The sequence below is a fragment of the Bordetella genomosp. 4 genome, assembly GCF_002261185.1.
Lineage (GTDB): Bacteria > Pseudomonadota > Gammaproteobacteria > Burkholderiales > Burkholderiaceae_B > Bordetella_A.
Window position 1 is genome coordinate 707413 of record NZ_NEVQ01000013.1, and the last position, 13367, is coordinate 720779.

Annotated in this window: 15 protein-coding genes; 8 read left to right on the forward strand and 7 right to left on the reverse strand. The window is 61.3% G+C overall.

What is annotated here, in order from left to right:
* Positions 1-10: 10 nt before the first annotated feature.
* Positions 11-781: an NRDE family protein gene (locus CAL20_RS13495; RefSeq protein ID WP_094821651.1), complete on the forward strand. Its 771-nt coding sequence runs from the start codon at positions 11-13 to the stop codon at positions 779-781.
* A gap of 14 nt (positions 782-795) precedes the next feature.
* On the opposite strand, the gene arfB is transcribed toward CAL20_RS13495, so the two are convergent.
* The 4 genes from arfB to CAL20_RS13515 form a co-directional block, all read right to left on the reverse strand.
* Positions 796-1212, reverse strand: a complete 417-nt coding sequence (arfB, locus tag CAL20_RS13500) for an alternative ribosome rescue aminoacyl-tRNA hydrolase ArfB (RefSeq protein WP_094821652.1) — start codon at positions 1210-1212, stop codon at positions 796-798.
* A gap of 150 nt (positions 1213-1362) precedes the next feature.
* Positions 1363-3123, reverse strand: coding sequence for an IlvD/Edd family dehydratase (locus CAL20_RS13505; RefSeq protein WP_094821653.1), 1761 nt, complete (start codon positions 3121-3123; stop codon positions 1363-1365).
* Positions 3124-3154: 31 nt separating this feature from the next.
* Complete coding sequence (locus tag CAL20_RS13510; protein ID WP_094821654.1) at positions 3155-3955, reverse strand: HpcH/HpaI aldolase family protein; 801 nt, start codon at positions 3953-3955, stop codon at positions 3155-3157.
* 14 nt (positions 3956-3969) lie between these two features.
* Complete coding sequence (locus tag CAL20_RS13515; protein ID WP_094821655.1) at positions 3970-4944, reverse strand: Bug family tripartite tricarboxylate transporter substrate binding protein; 975 nt, start codon at positions 4942-4944, stop codon at positions 3970-3972.
* Between the two features lie 122 nt (positions 4945-5066).
* On the opposite strand from CAL20_RS13515, the gene CAL20_RS13520 reads away from it, so the two are divergent.
* The 3 genes from CAL20_RS13520 to queD all read left to right on the forward strand — a co-directional run bounded on the left by CAL20_RS13520 (position 5067) and on the right by queD (position 7363).
* Entirely contained in the window at positions 5067-6188 is a 1122-nt protein-coding gene (locus tag CAL20_RS13520; protein WP_094838119.1) for a LacI family DNA-binding transcriptional regulator, read from the forward strand.
* A 67-nt stretch (positions 6189-6255) separates the two neighbouring features.
* Positions 6256-6888, forward strand: a complete 633-nt coding sequence (queE, locus tag CAL20_RS13525) for a 7-carboxy-7-deazaguanine synthase (protein WP_094821657.1) — start codon at positions 6256-6258, stop codon at positions 6886-6888.
* A 31-nt stretch (positions 6889-6919) separates the two neighbouring features.
* Complete coding sequence (queD, locus tag CAL20_RS13530) at positions 6920-7363, forward strand: 6-carboxytetrahydropterin synthase QueD (protein ID WP_094821658.1); 444 nt, start codon at positions 6920-6922, stop codon at positions 7361-7363.
* Between the two features lie 10 nt (positions 7364-7373).
* On the opposite strand, the gene CAL20_RS13535 is transcribed toward queD, so the two are convergent.
* Both CAL20_RS13535 and CAL20_RS13540 read right to left on the reverse strand, forming a co-directional pair.
* Entirely contained in the window at positions 7374-8459 is a 1086-nt protein-coding gene (locus tag CAL20_RS13535; protein ID WP_094821659.1) for a TRAP transporter substrate-binding protein, read from the reverse strand.
* A 13-nt stretch (positions 8460-8472) separates the two neighbouring features.
* Complete coding sequence (locus CAL20_RS13540) at positions 8473-9261, reverse strand: aldolase (protein ID WP_094821660.1); 789 nt, start codon at positions 9259-9261, stop codon at positions 8473-8475.
* 196 nt (positions 9262-9457) lie between these two features.
* Between CAL20_RS13540 and CAL20_RS13545 the strand changes: the two genes are divergently transcribed.
* Positions 9458-10054 carry a helix-turn-helix domain-containing protein gene (locus CAL20_RS13545; RefSeq protein WP_094821661.1) on the forward strand — a complete coding sequence of 199 codons (597 nt, stop codon included), beginning with the start codon at positions 9458-9460 and terminating at the stop codon, positions 10052-10054.
* Between the two features lie 90 nt (positions 10055-10144).
* Here the strand turns inward: CAL20_RS13545 and CAL20_RS13550 are convergent, their stop codons facing one another.
* Positions 10145-10465: a 4a-hydroxytetrahydrobiopterin dehydratase gene (locus tag CAL20_RS13550; protein WP_256981485.1), complete on the reverse strand. Its 321-nt coding sequence runs from the start codon at positions 10463-10465 to the stop codon at positions 10145-10147.
* Between the two features lie 162 nt (positions 10466-10627).
* Between CAL20_RS13550 and CAL20_RS13555 the strand changes: the two genes are divergently transcribed.
* From CAL20_RS13555 to CAL20_RS13565, 3 genes are read left to right on the forward strand one after another with little or no spacing between them, the layout of a single operon-like run.
* A complete protein-coding gene (locus CAL20_RS13555) occupies positions 10628-11107 on the forward strand; it encodes a MarR family winged helix-turn-helix transcriptional regulator (RefSeq protein ID WP_256981486.1) in 480 nt (159 codons plus the stop codon).
* On the forward strand, positions 11104-13158 hold the full coding sequence (locus CAL20_RS13560; protein WP_094838122.1) for an FUSC family protein: 2055 nt from the start codon (positions 11104-11106) through the stop codon (positions 13156-13158). The genes CAL20_RS13555 and CAL20_RS13560 overlap by 4 nt, the downstream gene beginning before the upstream one ends.
* Entirely contained in the window at positions 13155-13367 is a 213-nt protein-coding gene (locus CAL20_RS13565; RefSeq protein ID WP_094838123.1) for a DUF1656 domain-containing protein, read from the forward strand. The genes CAL20_RS13560 and CAL20_RS13565 overlap by 4 nt, the downstream gene beginning before the upstream one ends.

Consider the following 13367-nt stretch of genomic DNA (forward strand, 5'->3'; position numbering starts at 1 on the left):
GAATCATCCCATGTGTCTCGCCGTACTTGCCCTCCACCACCTCACCGGCATTCCCGTTCTCATTGCCTCCAATCGCGATGAGTTTCACGAGCGTCCGGCTCAAGCAGCATCAATGTGGCCCGGCGAGCCCCGCATCTATGCGGGCCGTGATCTGCGCGCGGGCGGCACCTGGATGGGCGTGAACGAACACGGCCGCTACGCCATCGTCACCAATTTTCGCGATCCGCAGCACGTGCTGAACGACGCCCCGTCGCGTGGCGCGTTGGTCGAAGACTTTCTACGCAGCGACGCCAGCCCGGCCGACTATCTCGCCGCGGTGCATGAGCGCGATGCTCTCTACAACGGATTCAACCTGATCGTAGGCGACATCGCCGGCGCCTGTTATCTCAGCAATCGCGACGGCGCACCGCGTGCGCTGCCGCCGGGGATCTATGCCCTCTCGAACCATCTGCTGGATACGCCCTGGCCCAAACTCACGCGTACCAAGATCGGCTTTGAACGCATATTGCAGGCCACGCCGCAACCCGACGTGCCCGCGCTCTACGCCAATCTCTTTGACCGCACGCCTGCCGACGACGCAGATCTACCGGCGACTGGCATTCCGTTGGACCGCGAACGCCTGCTCAGCAGCCCCTTTATCGTCAGCCCCAACTACGGCACGCGCGCCTCGACCGTGTTGGCCTTGCACGCGGATGGCCGTGGTGAACTGCACGAACGCCGCTACAGTCCGAATGGCGAACCGGTGGGTGATAGCGATTTGACGTTCAGTTGGCAGGCATAAACCGCCGTTGCCGCTCAGTCGCCCGTCACTCTCCCGCGCAGGCGCTTGATTTCTCCGTGTAGTACCTTGCGCTGCACCCTGCGCTGCTGCGACGCGCGTGTCGGTCGCGTTGGCCGCCGAGCCTTTACTGGCCGAGCCGCTGCGCGCACCATCTCCGCCAGGCGCTCCAGCGCCTCGGCGCGATTTTTTTCCTGGCTGCGGTAGGCCTGTGCTTTGATCACGATGACGCCGTCTTTCGACACACGCCGATCCGGCAACTCGCACAGCGCGTCCTTGATGTGATCGGGCAAGCTCGATGCCCGCACATCAAACCGCAGATGCACCGCGCTGGAGACCTTGTTGACGTTCTGGCCGCCCGCCCCCTGGGCGCGGATCATGCCGAACTCGATATCGCGCTCGTCGAGGTATAGGTCGTCTTGAATGTGATACATGAATAGAAAATCAGCGCGGCAAAGGACACATCCATCGCCGCGCTGGATCAAAATGAGAGCTACAGCTCACATTTCATCGTTATTTTCCGGTTTTGTGAAGTATCGATCACATTCTGCTGCTTATCGGATCGAGCGCAATACCCGCACGCATTAATGGATAGGAGGCTCCGGCGTAGGGTCATTGCCTGACAGACTGGCAAAGTCGCACCCCAGATGGGCCTGCGTCACCTCGTTTTGATAGATGCGCGTAAAGCCGCGCGTATACGGCTGAGGCGGCGGCGACCATTGGCGACGGCGTTCAGCCAGCTCTTCGTCGGACACCAGCATATCCAGGCTGCGCGCGCCAATGTCCAATCGGACCATATCGCCCGTGCGCAACAACGCCAGCGGCCCGCCGATGGCTGATTCGGGCGAGACGTGCAGCACGCAAGTACCGTAATGCGTGCCGCTCATCCGCGAATCGGAAATACGCAGCATGTCGCGTACGCCTTTTTGCAGGAGCTTTTTGGGAATCGGCAGATTGCCCCATTCCGGCATGCCAGGCCCGCCGATGGGTCCGCCGTTGCGCAGCACCAGGACCGTGTTCTCGTCCACATCCAGATCGGGGTCCGCCATAGCCTCGAACATCTCGGCGTTCGAATCGAATACCAGCGCCGGACCGGTATGGCGCAAGAGATGCGGGCTCGCTGCCGAAGGCTTGATGACCGCGCCGTCGGGAGCAAGGTTGCCACGTACCACAGCCATCGCCAGACCGGCCTCGGCGCAATCTCCTACGCCCTGCTTGAGCGGCGCCGCAGGGTCCAGGATCGTGCCGTCCTCCTCGACCTCTGGCCAGTCTGCGAGGTTTTCACCCAGGGTGCGGCCGGTACAGGTCAACGTGGACAGATCCAGATGTGCAGCCACCTTGCGCAATACCGTCGGCAATCCACCCGCGTAGAAAAAATCCTCCATCAGGCGCGTGCCCGATGGATAAAGATTAGCGATCACCGGAACGTCTCGCGCAATCGCGTCGATTTCGTCCAGATTCAACTCGATCCCAGCCCTGCCCGCCATGGCGGGTAAATGCACCGCGGCATTGGTCGAGCCGCCCAGGGCGACATAGGTCACCACGGCATTGCGAAATGCCGCAGCCGTGCAAATCCGCGAGGGTTTCAAGTCCTCCCACACCATTTCAACCGCGCGATGGCCGCACTGCCATGCCATGCGCGTATGTGCAGCGTCCACCGCCGGAATCGCCATCGAGCCCGGCAGCGATAGTCCCAGAGCCTCGACGATGGCAGTCATGGTGCTGGCCGTTCCCATGGTGTTGCAGGTCCCCACGCTGCGCGTCATGCGCGACTCCATGGCTACCCATTCCGATTTGTCGATGGCGCCAATGGTGTACTCGGCAAAGAACTTTTTAGTATGCGTGCCGGCGCCTACGGCTTCGCCGCGATACCGGTCGTTCAACATCGGGCCCGCCGGCATGAAAATGACGGGCAAGTCCATCGACAACGCGCCCATCACCAACGCAGGCGGTGTCTTGTCGCAGCCTCCCATCAGCACGGCGCCGTCTATAGGCAGGCTGCGCAACAACTCCTCGCACTCTACCGATAGCAAATTGCGATACAGCATGGTGGTGGGCTTGACCATCACTTCGCCCAGGCTCAGTGCAGGCAGTTCCAGCGGATAACCGCCCGCCTGCAAAACACCGCGCTTGACTGCTTCGGCGCGCTCGCGCAAATGCGCGTGGCACGGAGATAAATCGCTCCAGGTGTTGATGATGCCAATCACTGGCCGTCCCATGAATTCCTCACGGTTCAGGCCCTGTTGCTGCATACGCTGGCGGTGCGCGAAACCGCGGATGTCGTCGCTGGCGAACCAACGGTGGCTGCGCAGCGTTTCTGGTGTCTTGCGTTTGGGTGTGGTCATGGGGACGATCAGATAATCGAGGCCGATCAGGTTAATAGGTGGCAGGCGTCACATCGGCGCCGCGTTTCGCGAACCGGGCTGCCGTCTCATCGCAGGCCTTGCGCAGCAGTACTTGATCCGTCGCCACAGCGACAAACAAGGCGCCCAAATCCAGGCATTCGCGGGCGCGGGGCTCGTCCAGCATCAATATACCCGGCGCTTTTCCACAAGCGAGAATGCGGGGGATGGCGCTGTCAATCGCTGCACGCACCTTGGGATGATGCAACTCTCCAGGAACGCCCATACTGGCTGACAAATCCGCGGGACCGATGAATACCCCATCGATGCCATCAACCGAAGCAATCTGCTCCAACTGATCCAACGCCTCCATGGTCTCGATCTGCACCAACACGCAAAGCTCGCGTTCGGCCTCTTGCACGTAATTCGTGTCCCGGCCAAAACGCGAACCTCGCATCGAGCCTCCCATCCCGCGCACGCCTCGCGGCGGATAACGCGTCGCCGCCACCGCCGCCTCGGCCTCATCGCGGTTTTGCACAAAAGGCAGCAACAGCGACTGCGCTCCCACATCGAGATGCCGCTTGATCAGCACCGTGTCATTCCACGCGGGCCGCACGACGGCGGATGCGGGCCGATCATGTTCCGCGGCGACGGCCTGCAATAGCTGCTGAACCACAATGGGATCACTGGGCGTGTGCTCGGTATCGATCAGCAGCCAATCAAAACCGGCGCCTGCGATGAGCTCGGATACCATGGGAAACGGCAGCGTCGACCACAGGCCGATCTGTGCCTGGCGCGCCTGCAAGGCACGTTTGAAAAGATTAGGGCTAGGCATAGGAGAATAGAAAATCAATCGATGTGTACGTTGCCGGCCTTGATGACCTCGGCCATGCGTTGGGAATCGGCTTTCAGGCGCGCCTCGAATTCCTGGGGTGTGGACGACAGGATTTCACTGCCTTGGGCCTCTTGCGGTTTGCGAAACTCCGGCGTGGCGAGAATGGCGACCATTTCTTTGTGCAGCCGATCGACGATGGGCGCTGGCGTACCGCTACGCACCAACATGCCGCTCCACGCGATCTGCACGGTGCCAGGCGCGCCGGCCTCCGCCATCGTCGGGACGTCGGGCGCCAGCGGCGAGCGCTTCTCATCGGCTACTGCCAGAATGCGCACCTTGCCCGCTTGCGCCACCGGCAACACCGCCGACAGATTGTGGAACATCATGGGAATCTGTCCGCCCATGACATCGGTCAGGGCGGCTGGCCCGCCCTTGTACGGCACATGTACCAATTTGGTTCCCGTACTGGCCTCGAACTGCAGGCCGGTCAAATGCATGGTGTTGCCGTTACCGGCAGAACCAAACGCCAATTGACCAGGTTCAGCCTTTGCCGCCTTGACCACATCGGCCACCGATTTGTATGGCGTCTGAGCACCGACCACCAGTACGTTCGGCGTCTGGTTCGTCAGCGTAATCGGCTGAAAATCCTTAAACGGATCAAAGCCCGGCGATTTATAGAGATGCGGATTGACCGCCAGCGTGCTGATCGAGCCGTAGAAAATGGTGTAGCCATCGGCCGGACGCTGCGCCACATAGGCCGCCGCGATGTTGCCGTTTGCCCCCGCCCGGTTCTCGACCACGACAGGTTGGCCAAGCCGGGCGGCCAAGGCCTGCGCGAACGGCCGGGCCACTGCATCGGCAGCGCCGCCGGGAGGCTGCGGCACCACCAACGTGACGGGTTTCTGCGGATAGTCCGCCGCGTGGGCAAGCGGCACGGCGGCCAACGCCACCGCGGAAAAAACGGCGCAGCCTAGGCGCGAGATCGTCATGGTTTGTCTCCTGTCTGCCAGATTCAGGGTTGTCGTTATCTGCTTCCGGATCAAATGATACCGGTTTCATTTGTTATGGTACCGGTATCATTTTGCACATGCAAGCGGTATAGTTCCGTCCTATGACGCAAGCACCCCCGCCCTCTCCTGACTCTGACCAAGCGGCCGATCCCCCCGCGGAATCTCAGCCACGGTCCCGCACCCGTCCCAAACTGGGTCATTACACGATCCATGACGTGGCCGCCCTGGCCGGCGTCTCATCTGTCACCGCGTCACGCTATTTCAATGCGCCGCATAAGGTCTCGCAAAAGCTGCGCGAGCGCATCGATGCCGTCATCGCCCAGACCGGCTATGCCCCCAATCAGATCGCGCGGCGGCTCGCCTCGACTCATGGCGGCCCTGTCGGTGCGATCATGCAGAACGTCAGCAGCCCTACGTTCGCCCAGATGGTACGGGGAATGACCGATGCGCTCGAGGCGCAAGGATTGCAATTGCTGCTGGCCAATACCGAGTATTCGGTGGACACTGAATCACGCGCGATTCGTGCCTTTGTGGGATGGCACCCCAGCGGCCTCATATTGACTCGTGGCGATCACGCCCCTGCCATCGACAGCCTGCTGCAGACCTTGCAGATCCCTATCGTAGAGGCCTGGGAAATACTCGAAGGCCGCCCGTATCACCAAGTCGGTTTTTCTCAGCACGATGTCGGGCTGATGCTGGCCGAGCATTTCCTGCAGCAAGGCGCGCGGCGCATCCGCTTTGCCATGGCGCATGGCGCGCACGGCACGCAGGACACGCGCGCCGAACGGCGGGCGCAAGGCTATTCACAGGCCATGCAGCAGGCGGGGCTCAGCAGCGACATCGTGCGCGTCGCGGCTGACGATGACTACGCGGCGGGCTTGGCTCACGCGACACGGTTGGCCCAGGAACCCGCAGAGCAACGCCCCGAGGCCGTCATCTTTGCGCACGATCATCTGGCGCTGACGGCACTGTTGCGCGCGCCTACATTGGGTCTATCCATACCGCGCGACTGCGCGATCGCAGGCTTTGGCGATGTCCCGCTGGCCAGCATAGTCGAACCCGGACTGACCACGGTACGCACGCAACCCTACAAAATCGGCGAGCAAGCCGCCGCCACGCTAGTGACTGCCATGCAAAACGCTGCGGGGGAGATCACTGCCCCCACCGTCCATCACGTGCCCTGCGAGTTGGTCGTGCGCAACAGCAGCCGGCTTCGGGCTTGAACCGCGAGGTTTTCGCATAACCCGGTAAAATACTGGATTACCCTAGATCGGCCCATGCCGTTCTCGCATGACTTATTCCGCCAAAGAAATCTTCAAAACCCTGCAAGGCGAAGGCGCCCAGGCGGGGCGTGCCGCCGTGTTCTGCCGATTCGCCGGCTGCAATCTCTGGTCGGGCCGCGAGGCCGACCGGGCTAGTGCCGCCTGTACGTTCTGTGACACGGATTTCGTCGGCACTAATGGCGAGGGTGGCGGCAAATTCGCCACGGCCGCCCTGCTCGCCGATACCATCGCGGCGACATGGGGCCCGGATACCAAGGACCGCTACGTTGTCTTTACCGGCGGCGAACCGCTGTTGCAGCTCGACGAGGCCTTGCTCGAGGCCGTGCACGCGCACGGCTTTACCGTCGCCATCGAAACCAACGGCACGCTGCCGCCGCCCCCGGGCATCGACTGGATCTGTGTCAGCCCCAAAGGCACTGCGCCCGTCGTGATCGAACGCGGCCACGAGCTCAAGCTGGTCTACCCTCAAGCCAATGCATTGCCCGAAACCTACGCTCACCTGGATTTCGAGCATTTTTTCCTGCAGCCCATGGATGGGCCGGCGCGCGCCGCGAACACCGAGCAGGCCGTTCAGTACTGTTTGCAGCACCCGCAATGGCGGCTCAGCCTGCAAACCCATAAATACATAGGCATTCCTTAATGATGACCCCTCACGCCCAGCGAGGCTTGCGATGATCTCAGTGACTCGCAAGCTGGAATTCGATGCCGGGCATCGCATCCCCGATCACCGCAGCCAATGCCGCAACCTGCATGGCCATCGCTACGTCCTGGAGGTCACGCTCACCGGCGATATCGTCGATGCACCGGGGGAATCCGACAACGGCATGGTGATGGATTTTTCGGAAATCAAATCCATCGCCAAGCAGCATATCGTCGACCCCTGGGATCATGCCTTTCTGGTGTATCGCGGCGATGAGACGGTGCGCGGCTTTCTGGACACGCTGCCGGGCCACAAGACCGTGGTGCTGGACTGCATCCCCACGGTCGAAAACCTGGCCAGCATTGTCTTTCGCACCCTGGCGCCGCACTATCATGGGCACTATGGCGCACAACTGCGCCTGAGCCGTGTGCGCCTGTACGAGACGCCTAATTGCTGGGCGGATTGCGAGGGCTGAAGCCTCCTTCTCACAGGCCTTTCTCTCGCGTTGCCATCAGATAGTTTTCGGCCGCGCCATCGTTCACGCTGTTCCACAGCAGTTGATCCGCCCGAAACTCCCGCCACGAGGCAAAGACCTTGGCGAACTGCGGGCTCTTGGCTGCGTAGTCTTCCAGGACCTGTTTGGTCGCGCTTTGCATCGCATGCATGACCTCGCGCGGCCAGGCTTTCAGCTTGACGCCCTGCCCGACCAGGCGCTTGAGCGCCACGATATTGTTGGCGTCATATTTGGCCAGTAAATCGTCCGCTGCCATGGCGCTGGCGGCACGCAATGCCTCTTGGTAGCGAGGCGGCAGTTTGGCCCAGCTGTCGCGATTGATCGCCAGGCACAGGTTCGCTCCCAGTTCCATCACACCAGGACCGTAGTAGTAGCTCGCGACCTTGGCAAAGCCCAGTTTCTCGTCGTCGTATGGCCCGACAAACTCCACTGCGTCCAGCGCCCCCTTTTCCATCGCGGGATAAATATCGCTGCCCGCGACCTGCTGCGGAATGGCGCCGAGTTTTTCGTACACCATGCTCAGCATGCCGGGCGTGCGTATCCGCAGTCCCTTCAGATCGTCGACTGTCTTGATTTCCTTGCGAAACCAGCCTCCCATCTGCGCGCCCGTATTCCCGCAAGGAATCGCCAAAGCATTGAAGCGCGCATACAACTCGTCCATCAATGCGCCACCTCCGCCATGCAAGAGCCACGCCATCTGCTGACGTGGCGTCAACCCGAACGGAACCCCGGTATCGAATGCCAAGGCAGGCTCTTTACCGAGATAATAAAAACCCGCCGTATGCCCGCACTCCGTCGTGCCGTTCTGCACAGCGTCCAGCACCTGTAATGGCGGCACGATCTCGCCTGCAGGGAATCCTCGGATCGTGAATTTCCCGTCCGTCAGATCGGAAACGCGCTTAGTCAGGTATTCCGCAGCTCCCCAGACGGTGTCCAGGGACCGTGGAAAACTGCTGGGCATACGCCAATTGATGGCGGGAGCCTCTTGCGCCACGACAGGCGCAGACAATAGGGCCCCACCCGCCCCTGCCAAAGTTAGGAAACGGCGGCGTTGCATGGCAAAGCTCCTCTTAGTCGAGACAGTCAGGCGCCTCGCGCAAGGCGCGACGGGCGAAATAGGCGAAAGTCAGCTCCAGTATCTTGGGCTTGACCAGAAAATCGTGGGATTCGCGGGCGCGGTCAGCGGGCACGGATTTGACTGGCCCGATCGCCCGCGCGCGCAATTGCAGCGCGGCGACTTGTTCCAGCCAGATCGCCATCACCGTGGCTTCCTCGACCGATTTGCCGGCCGTAAGCAGGCCGTGATTCGCCAACAGGATCGCGCGCTTGTTGCCTAATGCCTTGGAGATGATTTCGCCTTCGTCATCGCCGATGGGCAAGCCCGGCCACTCGGGCAGATAGGCGCAATCATCAAAGAAAGGCGTGGCATCCATGTGTGCCACCACCAGCGGCTCGCCCACCATCGACAGCGCCGACACGGCGGGAGGATGCGTGTGCACAATGCATTGGACTTCCGGGCGATGGCGATAAATCCAGGCGTGGAAACGATTGGCCGGATTCGGCAGCGATTTGCCGTCCAGAGGATTGATGTCTTCGTCGATCAGAATCAGCTCGCTCGCACGCGCCTCGTCGGCGCCGATCCCGAAAGGCAGGGTCCAGATCGTGCCAGGCTCATCGCCCCGCGAGGTGATCTGACCGGCCAGGCCGCCATGCCAATGGCCTTGCGCTGCCAGCATCCGGCAAGCCAGGGCCATTTTTTGCGCGGAGGTCCAATTCGCCGAGGGCGTCGCGCGCGATTCGATCTCGCGATCGACACGGCTGCGCAGGGCGTCTTTATCTTGAAAAGCGTAATCCGACATCTTGATATCCGTTGATTCCAGGGGAGAGACAACGCGTATCGGCTATCCCGTCCGTTTTGCCTAATAGGCAACATGTTGCCCAAAGTACAAATAATTGCCTTTATAGGCAACGAGGGGAAACCCTCAAGGCCGCGCTGTGCGTCACGCCTAAAAGTGGCATCATCGCGTTTTCGCCCGAGATAGTTGCCGTCTTTCCATGCCGCCCAAACGTCCACCTCTAGCCGCCACGCCCCCCGATGCTCAGCAAGTGGGATTACGTATCCGGGCGACACGGCGCCAGCGCAAGTTGACGCTGACAGCACTAGCGGAGCAAACCGGCTTGGACAAGGGGTTTCTGTCGCGCCTGGAACGCGGCGAAAAATTCGGCTCGGTCGGCACGCTGCATACGGTGGCGACGGTGTTGGGGACACCGCTCTCCGCCCTGCTCGGCGAGGCCGATCCCAAAAACGAAATCCATATCGTGCGTGCAGGCGAGCGGCACCGATTGAGCTCGTCAGACACGGAGCCGGGCGAACATACTTATGAAGCCATCACCATGGGAGCCAGCAACAGCGGTCTGTCGGTTATGGTGGTAGAGGTCGGCACGCATGGCGAACGCACGGTGGCCCACCATGGCGGCGATGAGTTGATTTTTGTATTGGAAGGCCGCGTCCGCGTGCATTTCGGCGAACATACAGTGCTGCTGGAACGCGACGATAGCGTGCGTTTTCCGGGCTATCTGCCACACAGCCTGTGCGCCGAGGGCCGCAAGACCGCGCGGGCGCTCATCATTATCGCCAGCGATCAGACCTGATAGGGCCTTGCCTGACCGGTGCCCCGCCGCCACGGAATAATACGCTCGGATCTCGGGTAATGAAGAGCGAGAGTCTCAGTAGAGAGGTCTTCAGCCGCCCACGGCAGCCACCCCCACGGATACCGCCGTCTCGTTCATGAAGCGGGCCATGCGCACATCCAACTCGGTCACGCCATCAGCCGAATGGGTGGACAGGACCACGTCAACGCGGTTGTACACGTTGAACCATTCGGGATGGTGATCGAGCTTTTCGGCATACATGGCCACGCGTGCCATGAAACCAAAGGCGGCGTTGAAGTCTTTGAACTGAAAGCTTTTCTGAATGGCGTCACGCTCGGCATGCGCCCGCCAGCCGGCAAGGCCGGACAGTACGCTCTGCGCGCCGAGCCGGGGTGAGGATGGTTTATTCACAGTAGCGCTCCTGAATAGCGGTAAAAACCCCCATGCTGCGCCTGCGGCTTGCTGCCCCCCAAGGGGCGTCTTTGCCTTGGGGCGGCCCGGGGGCAAAAAGGACCCAAACATTTTCGCTCAAATATATTGATAGGATGCTAATAAATAGCATACAATGCATATATGACGAATCCACACACCGACTCCTGCCTCATGGCGACCACCGCCAGCCTCATGGTGCTATCGCGTGCTTATCGCAGCGTAGCGGATAACGCCCTGTCTGAATATGGCTTGTCACAGGCGACCGCCTGGCCCGTCATCCTGACGGGCCGCTTGGGCGATGGCGTGCGCCAGGGCGCGCTGGCCGAGGCTCTCGGTGTCGAGGGGCCTTCGCTGGTCCGCGTGCTGGATCAATTGGTCTCCTCAGGCCTGATCCAGCGCCGCGAGGACCCTCATGACCGCCGCGCCCGCACCATCCATCTCACTCCCGATGGCCACGCCCTGCGCGAACAAGTCGAGGGCGTCCTGGTCAAGCTGCGCCGCCAAATTTTCAAGGATGTGAGCCACGAAGATTTGCAGGCTTGCCTGCGGGTATTCGACACGCTAAAAACAGCGCTAGGCCGCGACGATGCCGTTCCTGTACGAAAGGAACATCGACCATGAAACTGCCCGATGCAAACGAGCTGCTGTTCTCGGTCAAGTGCTACATAGGCGCCATCACGGCGCTTTATCTGTCGTACACGATCGGGCTGCCGCGTCCATTCTGGGCCATGACGACGGCCTATGTCGTGTCGCAGCCATGGGCCGGCGCCGTGCGTTCAAAGGCGGTTTTCCGGCTTGGCGGGACATTCTTTGGCAGCGCAGTCGTTGTCTACCTGGTCCCTCGCCTGTCCAACCAGCCCGTGCTGATGGTGCTGGCCATGTCGCTATGGATAGGTATATGCCTGTATATCTCGGTGCTTGACCGCACGCCGCGCTCGTACCTGTTCATGTTGGCGGGCTACACCGCCGCCATGATCGGTTTTCCCAGCGTCACCGATCCCTTGACGGTATTCGATACGGCGCTCGCCCGGGTCGAGGAAATCTGTCTGGGCATTGTGTGTGCGACGCTGGCTCATAGTTTGATTTTCCCGCGCGGCATCGCCGGCCCCTTGATGGCCCGGCTGGACGCCACCGTACGCGATGCACGCAACTGGGTCCACGACATCCTGACCAATCGCGAGACCGTGCAGCGCGGTAAAGAGCGCCGCGTCCTGGCCGAGGATCTGTCGCAACTGCGGATGCTGTCTACCCACGTGCCGTTCGATACCGGCAATATCCGTTGGACAGCAGGCGCGGTGCGCGCCATGCAGGATCAGATCGCAGCCCTGACGCCATTGGTGTCAGCCGTCGACGATCGCTTGCACGCTCTGCAAAAGGACGGACAACCGCTACCCGACGCGGTCAACGCGATCCTGCAGGACATTGCCGCCTGGGTCGATGCGGGCCCCAAGGCCGATCGCTCGCAGGCGCATACGCTGCGCACTGCGCTGACAGAGCTCAACCCCGAGATCGGCCCTGCCTCTCAATGGCACGATGTGCTGATGGTCAGTCTGGTGAATCGCTTGCGTGAATTGGTTGACGGCTATGATCGCTGCCTGGCGCTGAGGCAGGACATTCATGACGGCCTGGCCGGTGTACCCCGCCAGTCCGGGCGCCAGGCGCGCTTTGGCAGCGGCTCGACCATGCACCGCGACCATGGCTTGGCCTTGCTGTCTGCACTGGCCGCTGGTTTGGCCGTGTCGGTATGCTGCATTTTCTGGATCCAGACCTCATGGACCAACGGCTCGACCGCTGTCATGATGGCGGCGATTTTCAGCTGCTTTTTTGCCGCACAGGACAACCCCGTGCCGGGCATCATGCAGTTTTTGACTTACACCATTTACTCGATCCCCATCTCGGCGCTGTATCTGCTGGGGATTTTGCCGGCGGTCCATTCATTCGAAATGCTGGCGCTGGTGATGGCGCCTGTAGCATTGGCGTTGGGTGTACTACTGCCCCGCCCGGCCTACACCGGCAAAGCCATGGCATTGCTGTTCGGTTTTTTGGGCACGCTTGCGTTGCATGATACGAACACGGCCGACCTGGTGTCGTTTGTCGATACGATGACGGCGCAAATCATGGGCGTCGCGACCGCAGCCATCATTGCCGCGATTTTCCGCACCATCAGTGCCGATCGCAGCGCACGCCGCATCCAGATCGCCAACTGGAAAGAACTGGTGGCATTGGCGAGCGCCAGCCAGGTGCCCTCGCGCTCGGCCTATGCCGCGCGGATGCTGGACCGGATCGGCATGCTGCAGCCGCGCTTGTCGCTGGCCAAACGCGCAGACGATCATCTGGCCGACGATGCCTTGAAAGATTTACGCGTGGGCAATGACATTGCGGAATTGCAGCGTGCCCGCCGTATCCTGCCGGCGATTGACCCCAGTGTTCGGCCGGTACTGAAAGGCTTGGCCGACTTTTTCCGTCAACGTGCAACCCATCATCGCAAGGCCTCTGATTTCCCGAACTTGCTCGACAACATCGACCGCGCATTGGCGCGTGTCACAGCGTCCCCGGGCGCCCTCGTGGCGCGCGAGCGTGCCGTCGTGGCCCTGGTCGGGGTTCGCCGCGCCTTGTTCCCTGAGGCCCCTGACTATCAATCCGGCATTCTGCAGCCGGCCCACGCATCATGATCGGCGAGTTTAATTTTTACGGCATTTATTTTCCCTGGCCTCTGGTGCTGGGGCTGATCACGCTGGGTGTGTCCTGGGTTGTGCGCCGGGTATTGGCACGTGTCGGCTTTTATCGACTGGTATGGCATCCGGCCTTGTTCGATGTCGCGCTGTATGTGGTCTTGCTCTATGGCGTGTTTCTGATTTCACCTTATATATTCAAGCAGTAG

Excerpts from the sequence above, each read along its gene's own strand:
- CAL20_RS13510 (WP_094821654.1), bottom strand. The coding sequence starts at position 3,955 with ATGCCTAGCCCTAATCTTTTCAAACGTGCCTTGCAGGCGCGCCAGGCA.
- CAL20_RS13555 (WP_256981486.1), top strand. The coding sequence starts at position 10,628 with ATGACGAATCCACACACCGACTCCTGCCTCATGGCGACCACCGCCAGC.
- CAL20_RS13515 (WP_094821655.1), bottom strand. The coding sequence starts at position 4,944 with ATGACGATCTCGCGCCTAGGCTGCGCCGTTTTTTCCGCGGTGGCGTTG.
- CAL20_RS13505 (WP_094821653.1), bottom strand. The coding sequence starts at position 3,123 with ATGACCACACCCAAACGCAAGACACCAGAAACGCTGCGCAGCCACCGT.
- queE (WP_094821657.1), top strand. The coding sequence starts at position 6,256 with ATGACTTATTCCGCCAAAGAAATCTTCAAAACCCTGCAAGGCGAAGGC.
- CAL20_RS13540 (WP_094821660.1), bottom strand. The coding sequence starts at position 9,261 with ATGTCGGATTACGCTTTTCAAGATAAAGACGCCCTGCGCAGCCGTGTC.
- queD (WP_094821658.1), top strand. The coding sequence starts at position 6,920 with ATGATCTCAGTGACTCGCAAGCTGGAATTCGATGCCGGGCATCGCATC.
- CAL20_RS13535 (WP_094821659.1), bottom strand. The coding sequence starts at position 8,459 with ATGCAACGCCGCCGTTTCCTAACTTTGGCAGGGGCGGGTGGGGCCCTA.
- CAL20_RS13545 (WP_094821661.1), top strand. The coding sequence starts at position 9,458 with ATGCCGCCCAAACGTCCACCTCTAGCCGCCACGCCCCCCGATGCTCAG.
- CAL20_RS13560 (WP_094838122.1), top strand. The coding sequence starts at position 11,104 with ATGAAACTGCCCGATGCAAACGAGCTGCTGTTCTCGGTCAAGTGCTAC.
- CAL20_RS13565 (WP_094838123.1), top strand. The coding sequence starts at position 13,155 with ATGATCGGCGAGTTTAATTTTTACGGCATTTATTTTCCCTGGCCTCTG.
- CAL20_RS13520 (WP_094838119.1), top strand. The coding sequence starts at position 5,067 with ATGACGCAAGCACCCCCGCCCTCTCCTGACTCTGACCAAGCGGCCGAT.
- CAL20_RS13495 (WP_094821651.1), top strand. The coding sequence starts at position 11 with ATGTGTCTCGCCGTACTTGCCCTCCACCACCTCACCGGCATTCCCGTT.
- arfB (WP_094821652.1), bottom strand. The coding sequence starts at position 1,212 with ATGTATCACATTCAAGACGACCTATACCTCGACGAGCGCGATATCGAG.